Genomic DNA, 16086 nt, shown 5'->3' with positions numbered 1-16086 from the left:
TAAACATGAATGGTCCTTCTTTTAGAATGAAAGAAACCGAAGAATGGATAAAAACAAGTGCTGATAAAGTGGCTCAAAATTAACTTGCGAAATGGCTCACTTTTCACTTGCGAAATACAAGTTGTTTTATGCAATCTAATAATCTAAGGTATCCATTCACAACAAAAAAAGCGTGAGCATCCATTCGATAGCTCCACGCTTATGATTTAAAGATAAGAAATAGACTCAACCTTCTAACTTGAGGATAGAAGCAGATAGATGAAACGGTTCTATTCATCATGGTTTTTACGAATTTTATAAATGATTTTGCGTATGCTGTCTATCGATAAGTGAAAGGTATGTTCTAATTCTTCCATTGATTGTCCATCACTGTAAAGTTGAAAGATTCTTTCATTCCGTTCCGCTAGTAATGCTCGGGAACCACTCATTTCTCCCCACCCAGCTCGCTTTTCCTTTGCTTTTGGGATATAAATCAGGTCACCCTGAATATATTTTTGCATCTCTTTTAGCAAACTAGGGGGAAGGACCTCTTTTGCATTTTTGTATTGCACGATTTACGTCCTCCTTATTTAATTGTACATCTATATCGTTCTGAATATCTTTCATAACTTAACGACTCCTTTCCTAAAATTTTTAGTTTGAAGGCTAGTCACAATAAAATGTTTAGCCCTACCTATAGCAAAGTATAAATGATTTTTTAAATTATTGAAAGATGATAATTTTCTAAATACGAATGGTAAATAAAATGGGACCGATTTTACGGCCCCATCATGATATTTCCGCTATGCGGAAACCACCTCGAAATTTTTGATCAATATAATCAGCCTCCTTTCACAAGAATCTGTCGGACCCGACAATTATATTAACTCATATTAATGCATTGGTTCTCAAGAGAAAGAATGACTATAATCATATTATTCTTAAAAATTGGGGTTCAATTTTTCTTCCTACAGTTATAGGGTAAATACAGCCGTTGACAGGGTGGAGTTCGTTGGTTTAAGCACAATTAGAATCATTATAAAACAAAGTCTGTAGTTCTTGTGTATCGAGGGCACAGACCTTTGTTTTAACGTGTAGTTTCTGTTAATAAAACGTTATTAAGACAAGACGAAAAGGCAATAGAAATTATCCAATGATGTCACTCATCACACATCCTGCTAGTTTATTTGATAAATCAACATGTCTAAATAGCCAATTGATAAGTTTTGGCTCTGTTTCAAATTCTTCAACTAGAACCTTTCCTTCTACAAATAATATTGCAAGTTTTGCTGCTAAGGTAATGTGAACGTCTTCCTGCTTCATTCTCATTTCTGTTGGCCAACAATCATATTGCTCCATATCGGCTTTACCATCGTTAAACCAGTTTAAAATATGGTCGTTTCCAGTGATGGCTACTAATTTCATATAAAAATCTTCAATATTTTCCTCAAAAACTTCCTTCTTCAGTTCTCCCTTCACAATCTTATCCTCAAAATGAATGGCATATTGATCGATATCAATTCTATCATTCAATAGATTCCTCCAATCATTATCGCTTAATGACTGGTGAGATGTCGCTGTAAAACTTTTAACAATACCTAGTGTATAGTCTGTACCCATTTAACTCCCTCCGTTCGTTTTTTAATGATTGCTGTTAATGTTTCATTTTCTTCCCTTATCTACTATTCATTATAGCTGAAAATAGGAAAGTAAAAAGAAAGATATGTCATTGGAATTGAACTTTATAAAAACTTTAAAAATGAATGATTGAGTAAATTGCGTTTATCAACAAGGACTTTAGTATAGTGGGATGAGTCGTATTCCTCCTTGCAGGTGAGCATTCTAATAATAGGCGAGCTCTGAGATAACAGCCCATCCATTTACTTGCTTTCTATGAAAATAATTGGTAAAGTATACTAAAATTCAGAAAGGTTGTGAACCCTTGAATGCGAAATCAATTGTACTAGAAGATAACGTGCCTTACACGGACCATGATCATTTATCTAAAGCATTGATTAAAACTTTTCTCCATGAATTTACGGAAGCCTTTTTCCCACAAATCAATCAACAATTAGATTTCTCCACTGTAAAATTCCTAGAACAAGAAGTATACACAGACCTTCTTGTTGGAAAGAAACGAATCATCGATATTTTGGCTGAAGTAAAGCTAAAAGAAAATGATCAATTAACACTCCTTCATATTGAACCACAGTCTACCTACCAAAGAGAATTTCATGAAAGAATGTTCACCTATTATTCTCATCTCTACTTAAAACATCGCATACCGATTATACCTATTGCTGTTTTTACCTATAATAATAAGGCTGACGTCCCAAAGTCATTTACAATGGAAGCGCCGGATAAAGTATCGGAATTTAACTACCTTCAGTTACATCTAATCAAACTAAATTGGCGCGCATTTATTGAAAGTGATAATCCAGCCGCAGCGGCATTACTTAGTAAAATGGGCTATCGAGATGATGAGCGAGTTCAAGTGAAATTAGAATTTTTGAAAATGGTTAGTCGTATAAAATTAAATGAAGCAAAAGTAGAATTAGTAATTGGATTTTTCGAAAGCTATCTCAAGTTAAATGAAAAGGAGGAAAAGCAATTGCGAGAAGAAATTGCAAATTTACCAAAGGATGAAGCAGAAGGTGTACTTAGACTACCGAATTCATTTTATGAGAGGGGAAGAAAAGAAGGTAGAGAAGAAGAAAGAAAACTATTAGCCAAGAGATTATTGTTAAAAGGAATGTCAATTGAAGATATTGCTGATGTTACTGGGTTTAGTAGAGATGAAATTGAAGAGCTGGAAAATAGTAGAAGTTCAAAGTAATATCATGACTCTTACAAACGTGCCTGTTCTCTATTACGTAAAGGGATAGAATAGCGGGGGACAGGCAATTAGACATACTTCAGCATCTCATGTTATCCGTGCTAATTGTAAATCTAATCCTATTCCACCATTCTTCTTAAAAATTCACCATCGATAATCAGATTCGGTAACAAATTTTGAAACATTGAAACAACACCGTAAATCCCCAATGGTAACCCTCCTAGTAAATAGTTTCATCTAATAAGGTATGTTTAGTAGGGGTGGTATAGTCATAGAATCGTTGCTGTCACTTGTTGAACAATCAACAAGTGACACCCACATTAAGCCATAGGATTCGTGCTTTCCCATGCATTCCCAACTTGGAATAGTAGTTTTTCTGTGAGGTGATTGCCAATAAATTGCATGCCAACTGGAAGTCCATCGATACTTAGACCAATTGGCACGGCTAAACTTGGCACACCTGTTAAATTAATTGGTACGGTAAAAGGAAGGCAATGTACTACCACGTCTAAATTTTGCTCTACCCAATTTTTAGCATATGCTTGACTTGTGATAGGAATAGTCGGACCAAGCATAATATCGACATCCTTAAAAGCTTGATCAAATGCCTTTACCATCTTCCTACGAGCTTGTTGAGCTCTGATGTACTGTGCTGGATTTGACAAAGTACCAGACAGGAAGAATGTTCGAATATCAGCAGAATAATCTTCTGAACGTGTTTGTAAGCTTTCAAAATGGGTATTCGATGCTTCTCCAGTTACGATGGAATAGCCAGAAAATGTAGACATCGATAATTCGGGAATAGTTATTTCTTTTATTTCTGCACCTAATCTTTTTAGTGTATTTATTGCATGATTAAAATGCATTTCAACATCTGGATCTAATCCCTCAAGATAATAAGAAGGAATACCTATTTTTATTCCTTTTATTCCCTTATATAAATCCTCTGTGTATTGTGGAATCGGTACCTGTAGGCTATTTGGATCATTGGAATCGAAACCTGCCATGTATTGAAGCATTAAAGCTAAATCTGGAACTGACCTTGCCATCGGCCCAGCGGTATCTAATGACATTGCCGTTGGGAAAATACCATGTGTACTAACTAATCCATGTGTTGGCTTTAATCCGTATATACCACACATTGCAGCAGGTAGGCGGATGGAGCCAAATGTATCAGTTCCTGTTGCAAGTGTTGTAAGCCCTGCAGCTAAGGCAGCACTACTACCACCACTTGACCCACCTGGCATGTAATCGATGTTCCAGGGGTTTCTTGTCGTACCAAAATATGGATTGGTACCAGTTGATCCTGCAGCGAGCTCATGCAAGTTTAATTTTCCTAACATAATCCCACCTGCATCTAGCAATTTATTAACTACGGTGGCATTTTCTCTAGGAATGTAATCTGCAAAAAGTTTAGAGCCTACAGTTGTACGGATACCTTCTGTATTAAAATTATCCTTAATACCAATAGGGATTCCATGTAATGGCCCTTTATATAAGCCGCTTAATATATTATTTTCTGCCTCTCTTGCTTGTCTCAGGGCTATGTCATGAAGAGGGGTAATATATGTTTTAAGTTGCGGGTCAATCCGATCGATGCGATTTAACGTATATTCAGTTAATTCTACTGGTGAAAGTTGCCTTGATTCTATTAAGGAGCCAAGCTCCGTAGCTGTCCGTGAGGCTAGCTCTGTCATCTTTTTAACACCTTCTTATCAACAATCGTAATTGGAATTTCTAGGTTTAAACGAGGGAATGCTTGAAGTTGTCTTTCCGCCTGATTCATTGTGTATAGTATTTGATGAATATAGGGGATGTCGGTCTTGTAGACGGGTAATGCTTGTAGGGATAAACTTTTCCTTATAAAATCTTCATAATTCATTTCGTTTACCTCCTTTTATAGGTTATGTAATTACTATATGAATTGGACAAATGGAGGTGCCTCCGTACATTATTGTTAATAATCAAGAAACGACCAATGCCCTAGGGGTGCTTTCACGAGCATTAGTCGTTTAATTCGGTTACTAAAAATATTTATCTGCTAAGCGTTTTGCAGTACGTGTAGCAAGTGCTTGTGTAGTTAAGGTGGGGTTGGGTCCGCCGAGTGCATTATAATCAACGCTATTGTCGGCAATAAAGAGACGTTCCACTTGATATGCCTCGCAACTGGTATCCACAACAAATCCCATTCTCATCGTACTATGTAAGTGGATGAAATAGTTTGGTGGCAAGTCACTTCGGTGGACAGTTTTTGCACCTGCTTTACGTAAAATAGCTGTGGCGATTTTCGCTAACTGCTCTCTTCTTTGTTTTGACTTTTCACTTGGTGAATAGTAGACAAGCGGTACTGCTCCATGCTCATCCTTAATATTTGAATCAAGCTCCACTCTATTTCGATATAAGACCTCGTCATCAGTAATGACGGAAAGTGTAAGTGTTCTTGTGTAGTCATTCATGGCTTTCTCAAGTTCAGACCCAACAAGTCTTCCTTCGAGGTCCCAGATGTCTGAATCAGTTGGTTTAAGGAGATTGTAGCCATGTTGACTGAACCCAAATAGCGGTTGTGCTGATAAGCCTGGGCTTTCACCAATAATTTCGATCATACCAAGTCCAGGATAGTCAAGCCGTGCTGATGAAGTATGCCCAACAAATGGATTAACGGAGGGAGTCCCTACAATATCCATTAATGTTTGCTCATCAAATGTACCTGTCACCATATCCATATAATGATTTGTCAAACCACGTCCTACCCATGGGTTATAAGGCAATTCGGAATTCAACCATAGGCGTGGTGTTTCGATACAACCAGCTGCCATCACGACTACTTTCGCACGTATTTCTTCCATTTCTCCTGTCCATGTATCACGTACCTGAACACCTACTATTTGCCTGTTTCCGCTTGAACTATACGCTGTTAATACTTTCGTTACGAACGTATTCGGTCGAAATATTACATTACCTGTCTCCATCGCTAATGGAACATAGCTTACAGCTGTTGTTCGTTTTGCCATTTTTTCAAGTGAGGGACCATACGGACATCCTTGCCCACAATGACCGCTTAACGTACATCCTTCCATATGGCTTAATTCTTCCATCGAGTAGTTAGGGTCCATTAAATGCTCATTTGGAGGTAGGATTGCATTTGGTTGTGGACGGTAGCCAATTGTGGTTACATCTAGTGTTCGGTTCTCAGAAAACCCAGCTTTGTCTGCACCATAATAAAAAAGTGCATCCTTTGTTGTTGTTGGGGCAAATTCTACTGGTAACGTAGCTTCCACCTTTTCGTAATACGGAATCAGTTCATTGTATTGTATGGGCCACTCGTTATTGATTGCATCAGGAAAAGCCCGAGGAGAGTTGGAATAGTAGTGAAGTGTGGACCCACCAATTCCGGCACTTTGCCATAGAACTGCTTGGTCGGGAATGTTTCTATACCAAGGCGTTCGTCTACGGTCTGCTGCACCCCAGCGAAATTTACCTGTAACGAGGTCATTCATATCATTTTCAAGCCTTGTCAACTGTTGCCTGTAAAGAGAACCATCTAAGTCTTTAGGGTCAGAGCTTTCTTTCGCCTGTCCCTTGGTTTTATTTGGTTCAGGCCATTTCTTATTTCCGTACCATGGACCAGCTTCAAGTACCAACGTATTGATTCCCAATTCCCCAAGTTCTTTGGCAATCACGGCACCACCACCGCCTGAACCAATCACAATTACATCAGGATCTGTTTTCATTTCCACCCTCCACTTCATCCATTGTAAATAAAAAACCACGGAAAGCACGATACCCGAATGATACACCAGGATACCCGATTTTTTGCCATGTTAAAGGGAAATATTCAAGTTTTCGGTTATTCGGCTGATTTAATCTTGTCGTACCATATGCTGGCCATTCCGAATAATAACCGAACATTGCGAACCGATTTAGAGCATCGACAACAAATTTGATTAATCCAGCATTATTTTGAAAAGGAGAAGGTAATAAGTAAAGGTCGAGAGATAGATTATCGAGTGCTGATAAGGTTCGGATGCGATCTTCCCTGGAAAGGTGGGAAAACATGCCACCATTCAGGAACAGGCTTTGTGAAAATGCTTGGACTTGGCGATTATTCACCAGTTGCGTTGCTGCTGAATCTAACATGACGGCTGTGGGATGAGCAAGAGGAACAATAGGCTGATATAGTTGTCGCTGAATCTGAATGTTGTGATCTAAGGCGTAGATGATATACGCATAAACTCCCATATCGTTTGCCCCGAAAAAGGACGCGTATTGGTGCGTATTTGCCTGTGGCAAGATGGCGTCCGTAAGAGCCTGGAAGGTTGCTTGCACGTATTGCTGGTTTTGCGTTTGAACACGGATAACGTTACACCTCTTTCTAAAATAAAAAAACTACTACTATCGTATTGTTCGGTTAACTATTTTATGAACAAATAGTGGGAAAGTAGGTCTGCAATAAAAAATACACACGCTGATTCCTTGAAGAAATAACGTGTGTATTTACCTTAGATTTTCTTTACCTGGTTCATTACAAATCTACTTTTTGGTAGACTTGGCATGCGCATCATGCTATAGCTTAAGTCTTGCTTCGGTACATGATAATCCATACGATTAATCAGTAAATCTAGGCTGGATTTCATTATCTCAACAGTAAGCCATTCCCCCGGACATCGGTGGCCCGTATAATAATCGCCACCACCTTGTGGAACAAGGTCGTATGGACTTTCTTGTCTTTCTTTAAAACGTTCTGGGATAAATTGATCAGGGTTTTCCCAGAGATTAGGATGATGATTTGTTCCGTAAATATCTAAGAGAACAAGGTTCCCTTTTTTAAAATCATGTCCTTTCCAAAGAAAATCTTCACGTGCTCTGCCTGCTGCAAATGGGAAGAAGGGATAGTAGCGACGTACTTCCTGAACAAACATTTCATAAACATCATCTTCAGCATTTGAGAGTTTTTCCTTCTCACCAGCTTTTTCAAATAATGCTAAGGCAACAAAGACAATGTATACTGCTATCGCAACAATGGGTCGTATAATATTTAGAACTTCTACTGCAGTCACATGCGTATTTAAATGTTCTCCGTTTGAATCGCGATACAAAGCCATTTGATGTAATGCTGTTTCTTCAGGTACTTTTAAGTTACCATTACGAACATCCTCAATTAATTGTTGAAGCCACAATTCCAACGCGTTGCGAGCATGTCTACCTTTCCAATGTCTTGGACCAACGGCTGCAGCGGAATCAAATAAAGCCTCTAATTGACTAGCTCTTAAGTCCACATCATCTTTATCTAATGGAACCCCTGCCCAATTACAGGCTGTTACGGCGAGTACTTTGATTGCTTCATTGTATAAAATTACTTCATTCTTACTTTCCCAGACTTCAACAGCTGCTGCCCATTCTTTTTTGAAAATATCCACAACATCTTCTAGTCGCTTATCCGTCATCAATGACATAAATAATTGCTTCCGGTGTTTATGACTAGCATCATCCATTGTTTGTATTGCTTTTTCACCGAATAAAGTTTGTTTAACTCTCTTTGGAGCTGCCCCTTTTCTCATTATTTTTGATTCATCATAAAACATTTTAACTGCTTCATCTCCAGCAATACATATTGCCTTTTGTCCGCCCAATAACCTTGTCTCAAACATATCCCTTCCAAACCGCTTCCGTCGGTTTGTTATGTATAGATAACCTTCTCTCATCATTGCTAAGCTATTATCGAACCCTTTATCAATAGGAATTTGTTCTCTGTATGGCATCAATAATCACTCCGTCTTCTTTTTTTACGATCACTATTAGGATTTGTCTAAGAATCTTGTCGTATGCATTATAGGTGCCCGTCACTTATAGAATTTTCGGGCAAGTGCCTATAACTCTTTATGTAGATATAATTCGAAAGAAGGTATATGATTGATTTAGATTATTCAAATAATAAAAGGGGATGGAATTATGTCAACAATGATAGCTTCTATAAATACAAACGAAATTCTAGATATGGATGCAACGACATTAGCTGAAAAAATCAAGAAACAAGAGATAACCTCTTACATAGCGGTAAGTGCATATATTGAACATATAAAAAAGATTAATCCCGTTTTGAATAGTTTAGTTGAGGATAGATTTGAAGAGGCACTGGAAGAAGCAAAGCATACAGATGAAAAGATTAAGAATGGTGAAGCAATGGGAAAATTACTTGGTGTTCCGGTTACGATTAAAGAATCCTTTGATATAAAGGGATTGCATACGACAGGAGGGCTTGTCCATCGCAAGGATTTAATTTCTAGAAACGATGCCCATGTTGTAAAAGTGTTAAAAGGGGAGGGGGCGATTTTCCTTGGGAAAACCAATACCCCTGTGCTTTGCTTCTGCCAGGAAACAGATAACAAAGTTTACGGACGGACGAACAACCCGTGGGACCCAACTAGAACTGCGGGTGGTTCAAGTGGTGGGGAAGGTGCTTTAATTGGCGCTGGTGGAGCAGCGGTTGGAATTGGTTCAGATATTGGTGGTTCCATTCGTTTTCCTAGTCATTTTAATGGCACAATTGGATTTAAAAGCGGAAATAATAGAGTATCTCAGGTGGGGTCATTCCCAAATGCTGGAATTCCAATGCAGGAAAGAATGCTCGGTATTGGTGCAATAGCTAAGTCTGTACAAGATGCGGAATTAATTAATGGTATTCTTGCTGATGATAAAGCTCCCGAAAATGAATTGTCTGAATTTGATGTTGTTATCCCTATAGAGAAGTTGCACTATCCAGTGGAAAGCGCAACAGAGCATGCTTTAAAAGAAGTGAAGAAAACGCTCGTAAATGAATTTTCGGTTCGGGACGAGGAACCACTCCATTATCGTGATTCAGCACATATATGGCAATTAATTATGTCATCAGACCGTTCAGAGAGTGGTGCGAAGATTGCCTTTAATGGTAAACCCCATCATTTTCTGAAGGAGTTTGTTAAGGATCGTGTATTTAATCGTTCAGATATACATCATTACTATTCCTGGGCTTCTTTTGGTGCCAATCTATTTCGCCCGAGTCCGAAAAAACTATTAGAATTGAAAGACATAGTGGGTGAGGGGGAAAAGGAAGTACAAGCATATTTACAAAGAAAACTATTGATTTTGCCTGTTTATCATACAACTGCGCTACCGCATGGTGAAGTATATTGGCAAATCTTTTCGATATGGAAGACGTTTCAAAAGTTTATGCCGTTTGCAGCCTATGCCAATACTTGGGGACTGCCTTCCTTAACGATCCCTGTTGCAGAAGATGAAAAGGGATTACCAATAGGGATTCAAGTAATCAGTGCGCTTGGAAATGAAAATGCAATTTTTCAGATTGGAAAATTACTAGAAAAAGAAATGCGTGGGTATAAGCGGGCACCTGTCGTTTGAGGATCGGGTATAACAACTTAGCTAGAATAATCCCCTTGAATCAGGTTTTATTTTGATTATATTAATCGAAATGTAAAGAAGCGGATGATTCTACTTAGAATAATAGGAGTGGAGAAAATTTACTTACTCTCAGAGTACCTTTAATATGTGAACGGATAAGATAAGAATGGGACAAAAGAAATTTAGTTAAGTAAAAATCCGAACTATAAGTTTAAATCCTTTATTAAATTCAAATTAATGGAGAACTTGCATAAACTCCAAACTAACTTAATTCAGATTATCTTAAATCGGAGCACATCTCGCCGTCTGGGATCGCTCCGGGCGGATGCTTTCCGCGGGCACGGCCTCAGCCTCCTCAGAAGCACAGAACGCTTCTTCCGGGGTCTTCGGACACGTGCTATTCCCGCAGGAGTCACCGCCCTACACTCACCCAGACTAGTGAAGTAGTACTATGCTTTTTGACTTTCCGTATCGAAGGAGATAATGGTTAGTAACTTAAACTCAGTGGAGGAAACACACGTAGACTCCTGCAGGAGGAAAGGCCTAGATGAGACACCGTAGTGCGTCAGCACGAAGGGGGCTCATCAGCCGCCTGCGGAAAGCGAAGTGTGTTTCCGGAACGACGTGCTTCATACTATACCGAATTAAATAAGTCTACACTTTACATCGACTGTGAATTACCATTCAATTCTAGAAAGTTAACATTCTAAGTTTCCTATGCTATAATATTCGTCTTTTGATTGGAAGGTTTTAGTTTTGTCCCATCCCCATCTGTATATCGATTACACGAACAATCATAAAATGTACGCTTATCTATACATAAGTAAAAAGAAGAGGAGGAACGCGGATTGAATATACCTTATATCGAGAAACTATTTGTTGGTAAAGTCAAACAAATTGGGGATCCTGATGCCGAGAATCGAATGGATAGAAGCTGGGAAAGCGGCATGTTTAAAAACAGTGTTGCTAATAAAATTTGGCTTGGCGAAACTGGGTTAACAGGTGATGAAGTTGCTGATAAGAAGAATCATGGTGGACCTGAGAAAGCAATTTTTTCTTATTCAGCTACACATTATGATTCTTGGAAGGAAGAGTTGGATATTGAGGCAATTGGAATTGGTGCGATGGGTGAGAATATAGCCGTTCGTTTTATGGATGAGCATTCTGTGTGCATAGGTGACACATACCAATTCGGGGATGCTATTATCCAAGTATCCCAACCACGCAGGCCATGTTGGAAACCGGCAAGACGTTTTCGTATTGTCGACTTAGCTTTACGCATCCAGCAAACAGGAAGAACAGGCTGGTATTTTCGCGTTTTGAAAGAAGGGTCCGTTCAAAGTGGTCAGCAGTTAACATTGCTTGAACGGCCATATCCTGAGTGGACAATTGCGAAGTGCAATGAAGTGATGTATGAGAAAAAAGATGACGTAAAGCTTGCAGAGGAGCTTCATTCCTGTAAGTTTCTAGCCGAAAATTGGAAACGAACGTTAGCGAAACGATTGGCTGGGGAGAAGTCTTCGGATGATAAGCGTGTATTTGGTCCAAATAAGGGCTGAGCTGTAAGTTGAGTTACAACTCTACTAGTGTACATCATCAAAACATGTAGATATACAGAAAAAAAGATAGTTCCACAGCGTGGTTAACTATCTTTTTTAATGAAATGAATTGTGTTTTGTCTGATATTATATAATCAAAGATTGATTAGTTTTCAGATTGTTCATCAGCACTTAACTTAAACTTCTCAACTAATTGCTGCAAATCTTCTGCTACAACTGTAAGAGAAGTAACCGAATGTGATATCTCTTCCATCGATGCTAATTGTTCTTGAGTTGATGCAGAAACATTCTGAGTTTCACTTGAAATTGTTTCCCCAATCGTTGCAACTTCTTTAAAGGTTTTCGTAAAGTGTTCGGTACCAGTCGCAATTGCTTGAATCTGAGATGTAACTTGCATAATCTGGTCTGTTATTGTCTTAACATAACCTGAAATGGAATCAAATGACTTCCCAGTGTTATTCGCAATTTCAATACCTTTCTCAACTTGCAATGTCGCAGTTTCCATCGAATTTACTGTATTTATCGTTTCTTCTTGAATTGTTCCTATTACTTCTTTTATTTGTACTGCAGATTGTGAGGATTCTTCTGCAAGCTTACGAACTTCATCTGCAACCACTGCAAATCCTTTACCATGTTCTCCAGCTCGAGCAGCTTCAATTGCTGCGTTTAAAGCAAGAAGATTGGTTTGAGCTGATATATCGGTAATGACATCTACTATGTTGCTGATTTGTTCAGATAACTTACCTAATCCTTGGACATTGCTAGATAATTCATGTGTATTTTCTTTAATAAATTCCATTTGGTTTACTGTAGTTTCTAGAGCTTTGCTACCTTCGTCAACAGCGGAATTCGTATTTGTTGCTGTTTCGGCTACCTCATTAGAACTCATAGCAATTTGATGGATAGAATCAGCCATTTCCTCAGCCATTTTTGTGCTATTACCAATACTGTTTGTTTGGCTATCCATGCCAACTGCAACTTCTTGAACAGAAGATGAAATTTGCTCTGTTGCCGTTGTATTTTGTTCTGTACTTGCATTTAATTGTTCAGATGCTGCTGCAAGGTTGCTAGATTTATCGCGAACCTGCATAATGATTTCATTTAAATTTTCTCGCATTTGATTGAATGAATGTGCTAACATACCAAGCTCGTCATTTCTTTCTAGCTTAATATTTACACTAAGATCGCCCTGACTAATGGTATTGCTTGCCTCTACTAATTGTTTTATTGGTTTAGTTATAGAACGAGTAATGAATAGAACAATAGCTGTCCCTAGAATTATCGCAATAACGATAACGATTAGCGTTGTATTCAATATCGGCGTAACAGATTGTTTTACTTCACTTTGATACATTGTACCAGCTATTTTCCATCCTGTAGCTTCACTTGTTGAAAAAGCTAATTTTTTGGTACCTCCATCGTATGAATAATCAAATTGACCAGTTTCAGCATCATAAATTTCGTTATAAAAATCTTCTGTTGCCTCCGAACCAGCTTCAATGCTTGGGTGATAAATATAATGCTTTGTTTCATCTAACATGATTAAATATCCTTCTTTTCCAATCGTTATAGAACTCAGTATTTCTGTGAGGTTTCCAAGTTCTAAGTTAACGGCTACAACTCCTTGGTTATCCGCTGTTGCTTTCGCTAGCGTAACAACCACTTCATTAGAAGATTGGGATACGTATGGATCTGTAACGATAACACTCCCTTTATTTTCCATCGCTTCTTGATACCAAGGGCGCTCGCGTGGATCATAATCTGGCGGGTTCTTGAAGGAAGTAGGTGAATTCATAAATTCTCCTGTTTCTGTGCCTACATATGTTTGCTCGAACACTTCCCCTTTCGCATCTTGAATTGTGTCGAGCATTTTCCTTGTTGCTGCATCACTATTATTCTCAATATTACTAGCTATAACTGAATTCGATAAATAGTCGATATTCTCCATTTGAGAGATGACAAACTCATCAACAGTTTGGGTAACAATTTCTACATTTTTGTGAGCTGAAGCAATTAGACTCTCTTCAATATTGTTTTTAGAGCTCTGATAAGAAGTGAAACCTATTAAAATACTGGGGATCAGTAATATTAATAGAAAAGAAATGATTAATTTATTTTTTAAGCTTAACGTCCGATTGGAAGTTCTTGTTTTTTTCACTGTTTTTCCTCCTAAACATCTTGTAGATATTTTATGTTTTATTTTGAAACATATAGCGACTTCTATATTATCGACTTTTTTACTAGAAATTGAATACAAAAATAAAAAATAGGAATAATTAATCACTTTAACAATGAGTAAAAATAACTAAATGGATAATAGGTAAATATTGCTCTCCTTCTACAAGATGACATTTATAACTTAATATGTAATAATATTAATTACTAATTGTTGGAAAATGCAACGTTTTAGAAGGGAGGAATGCAAATGATAAAAACACTATTTATAGCACCATATTCTGGTTTAGCTGAAGCTGCTAAAAAGGTCAGCATTCCAACAGATTTTAATGTAGACATAAAAGTAGGAGATCTCGAAGGTGGCGTAGAAATAGCTCGATTAGCTGAAGAAGAGGGATACGATTTAATAATTAGCCGTGGTGGTACTGCTTCGATGATTCAGGAAGAGGTTTCCATTCCAGTTGTGCATATTGATATTAATGGATATGATATGCTGCGAGTGTTTACCTTTATTAGTGGAATAGACAGTAAAATAGCTATAGTTGGTTTTGAGAATATTACTCGCGGTGCAGCTACTGTATGTAATATATTAGATTATGATATAGAATTGATAACAATAAAGAGTCGTTTTGAAGTAAAAGATCGCTTGATACAATTGAAGCAACAGGGGATATCTGTTGTTATTGGTGATGTTATTACGTTTCAAGAAGCTGAGAAGGTTGGATTACGTGGAATTCTTATCACATCAGGAAAAGAATCCATTATGAATGCATTTGAAGTGGCGCAAAGACATTACAAGTTATTCCAAAGTGTAAATAATCGTGCAAATTACTTTCATAATATAGTTAAAGCATTGCCATATCCAATTATTTTAGTGAATAAAGATTATGAAATAATGGATAGAAACAACCGTTTTATGAAGAAGTTTAACAATGACGAAATTGTAACTTCTTCCACAATCAGAAAACTTATAAAAAGCGTAATAATAAATAAAGAAGTTCAGTGGACTGAGATAGAGGACAATAAAAATTTCTATGAAATTCAATTATTTCTTGCGGATGAGAAAGAATCAATTGTTGGGATAATTATTCAATCTTCTATTTCATTAGATGGGAAAATAAAATCATTTAAAATTCAGAGTGAATCTATTCACATGCCAATTATTGGTGAAAGTGAGAAGGTTATTAGATTAAGGGATAATCTAAAATGTTACGCCGATTCCAAAGATCCTCTGTTTATTGTTGGTGAGGATGGGACAGGTAAGAACACAATTGCACAATCCATACATTTTGAAAAGTTTGGTCAAAAGTATCCATTTGTTTCTTTAGAGGGTAAGCATGTTACCTTCAGCGAGTTAAGAGAACTCGAAGCTATTCTTAAGAAGATGCAAAAAGGTACGCTCGTAATAAATAATGTAGAAGAAATCCCGATAGAAAATCAACTTCTTCTCGTTGATTTCTTTAATAAAATACCTTTATCCATTAAAATAATCTCCATTTCAAACAAACCTTATAAACCCCTTGTAATAGAGGGAAAGATTGATACTAAGTTTATGGAGAAGATTTCTAAATTAGTCTTACATATTTCTCCTTTAAGAGAAAGAAAAGTAGATATAAAGCCATTCATCGGATACTTTTTGTCTGAATTTCATGCTGAAAATGGGAATGAAACATTAGGTATAAAAACAGAGGCAGTTGATTATTTAATGCAGTTTGATTGGTTAGGAAATTTCAGGCAATTAAAGCAGGTTGTAAGGGAACTGAGTGTCATGTCTACTAGTTATTATATAGAATTATCCCATGTGAAGGAATTAATGAATGATATGGAAACATCATACAAGGATGTAGAAAACGTGTTACCGATAAAAGGAACATTAGAGGAAATGGAACAGCAAATTATAAAACGGGTAATGGAAGAAGAAAACCATAATCAAACAAAGGTAGCTAAAAGGTTGGGAATCAACCGATCAACATTGTGGCGCAAACTTAATCAAGATAATTAATAGATACATTTCACATTTTATATAAACTGCGCAGTAAGATGAGATAGTACTCATCCTACCGTTCCGGCAATACACTTCGCTTTCCGCGGGCGGCTGGTGAGCCTCCTCCGTGCTAACGCACTCCGTAGTCTCACCTAGGC

Annotated in this window: 12 protein-coding genes; 4 read left to right on the top strand and 8 right to left on the bottom strand. The window is 37.5% G+C overall.

Annotated features, from left to right (window positions below; all coding sequences use genetic code 11):
* Nucleotides 1-269: 269 nt before the first annotated feature.
* On the bottom strand, nucleotides 270-551 hold the full coding sequence (locus D8M05_RS18545) for a CD3324 family protein (RefSeq protein WP_121134472.1): 282 nt from the start codon (nucleotides 549-551) through the stop codon (nucleotides 270-272).
* A 574-nt stretch (nucleotides 552-1125) separates the two neighbouring features.
* On the bottom strand, nucleotides 1126-1599 hold the full coding sequence (locus D8M05_RS18540; RefSeq protein WP_121134470.1) for a hypothetical protein: 474 nt from the start codon (nucleotides 1597-1599) through the stop codon (nucleotides 1126-1128).
* A 322-nt stretch (nucleotides 1600-1921) separates the two neighbouring features.
* Here D8M05_RS18540 and D8M05_RS18535 point away from each other — a divergent pair, with 322 nt between their 5' ends.
* Complete coding sequence (locus D8M05_RS18535) at nucleotides 1922-2815, top strand: RpnC/YadD family protein (RefSeq protein WP_245985538.1); 894 nt, start codon at nucleotides 1922-1924, stop codon at nucleotides 2813-2815.
* Between the two features lie 320 nt (nucleotides 2816-3135).
* Here the strand turns inward: D8M05_RS18535 and D8M05_RS18530 are convergent, their stop codons facing one another.
* From D8M05_RS18530 to cypC, 5 genes are all read right to left on the bottom strand, one after another.
* The gene (locus D8M05_RS18530) at nucleotides 3136-4512 is read right to left on the bottom strand and encodes an amidase (protein ID WP_121134468.1); all 1377 of its coding nucleotides are present in this window, start codon (nucleotides 4510-4512) and stop codon (nucleotides 3136-3138) included.
* Nucleotides 4509-4697, bottom strand: coding sequence for a hypothetical protein (locus D8M05_RS18525; protein ID WP_121134466.1), 189 nt, complete (start codon nucleotides 4695-4697; stop codon nucleotides 4509-4511). Before D8M05_RS18525 ends, D8M05_RS18530 begins: the two co-directional genes overlap by 4 nt.
* Before the next feature lie 142 nt (nucleotides 4698-4839).
* The gene (locus D8M05_RS18520) at nucleotides 4840-6546 is read right to left on the bottom strand and encodes a GMC family oxidoreductase N-terminal domain-containing protein (protein ID WP_121134464.1); all 1707 of its coding nucleotides are present in this window, start codon (nucleotides 6544-6546) and stop codon (nucleotides 4840-4842) included.
* Entirely contained in the window at nucleotides 6530-7054 is a 525-nt protein-coding gene (locus tag D8M05_RS18515) for a hypothetical protein (protein ID WP_121134462.1), read from the bottom strand. Before D8M05_RS18515 ends, D8M05_RS18520 begins: the two co-directional genes overlap by 17 nt.
* A gap of 260 nt (nucleotides 7055-7314) precedes the next feature.
* Entirely contained in the window at nucleotides 7315-8574 is a 1260-nt protein-coding gene (cypC, locus tag D8M05_RS18510; protein ID WP_121134460.1) for a CYP152 family fatty-acid peroxygenase CypC, read from the bottom strand.
* A gap of 190 nt (nucleotides 8575-8764) precedes the next feature.
* Between cypC and D8M05_RS18505 the strand changes: the two genes are divergently transcribed.
* Both D8M05_RS18505 and D8M05_RS18500 read left to right on the top strand, forming a co-directional pair.
* On the top strand, nucleotides 8765-10210 hold the full coding sequence (locus D8M05_RS18505) for an amidase (protein WP_245985536.1): 1446 nt from the start codon (nucleotides 8765-8767) through the stop codon (nucleotides 10208-10210).
* An 848-nt stretch (nucleotides 10211-11058) separates the two neighbouring features.
* Nucleotides 11059-11769 carry an MOSC domain-containing protein gene (locus tag D8M05_RS18500; RefSeq protein ID WP_245985535.1) on the top strand — a complete coding sequence of 237 codons (711 nt, stop codon included), beginning with the start codon at nucleotides 11059-11061 and terminating at the stop codon, nucleotides 11767-11769.
* Between the two features lie 145 nt (nucleotides 11770-11914).
* On the opposite strand, the gene D8M05_RS18495 is transcribed toward D8M05_RS18500, so the two are convergent.
* Entirely contained in the window at nucleotides 11915-13927 is a 2013-nt protein-coding gene (locus D8M05_RS18495) for a methyl-accepting chemotaxis protein (RefSeq protein WP_121134459.1), read from the bottom strand.
* Nucleotides 13928-14194: 267 nt separating this feature from the next.
* Between D8M05_RS18495 and D8M05_RS18490 the strand changes: the two genes are divergently transcribed.
* Complete coding sequence (locus D8M05_RS18490) at nucleotides 14195-15946, top strand: sigma-54-dependent Fis family transcriptional regulator (RefSeq protein ID WP_183072862.1); 1752 nt, start codon at nucleotides 14195-14197, stop codon at nucleotides 15944-15946.
* Nucleotides 15947-16086: the final 140 nt, after the last annotated feature.

The organism is Oceanobacillus bengalensis (genome assembly GCF_003628445.1).
Classification (GTDB): Bacteria; Bacillota; Bacilli; order Bacillales; family Amphibacillaceae; genus Oceanobacillus; species Oceanobacillus bengalensis.
This window is presented reverse-complemented; position numbering and strand designations above follow the sequence as displayed.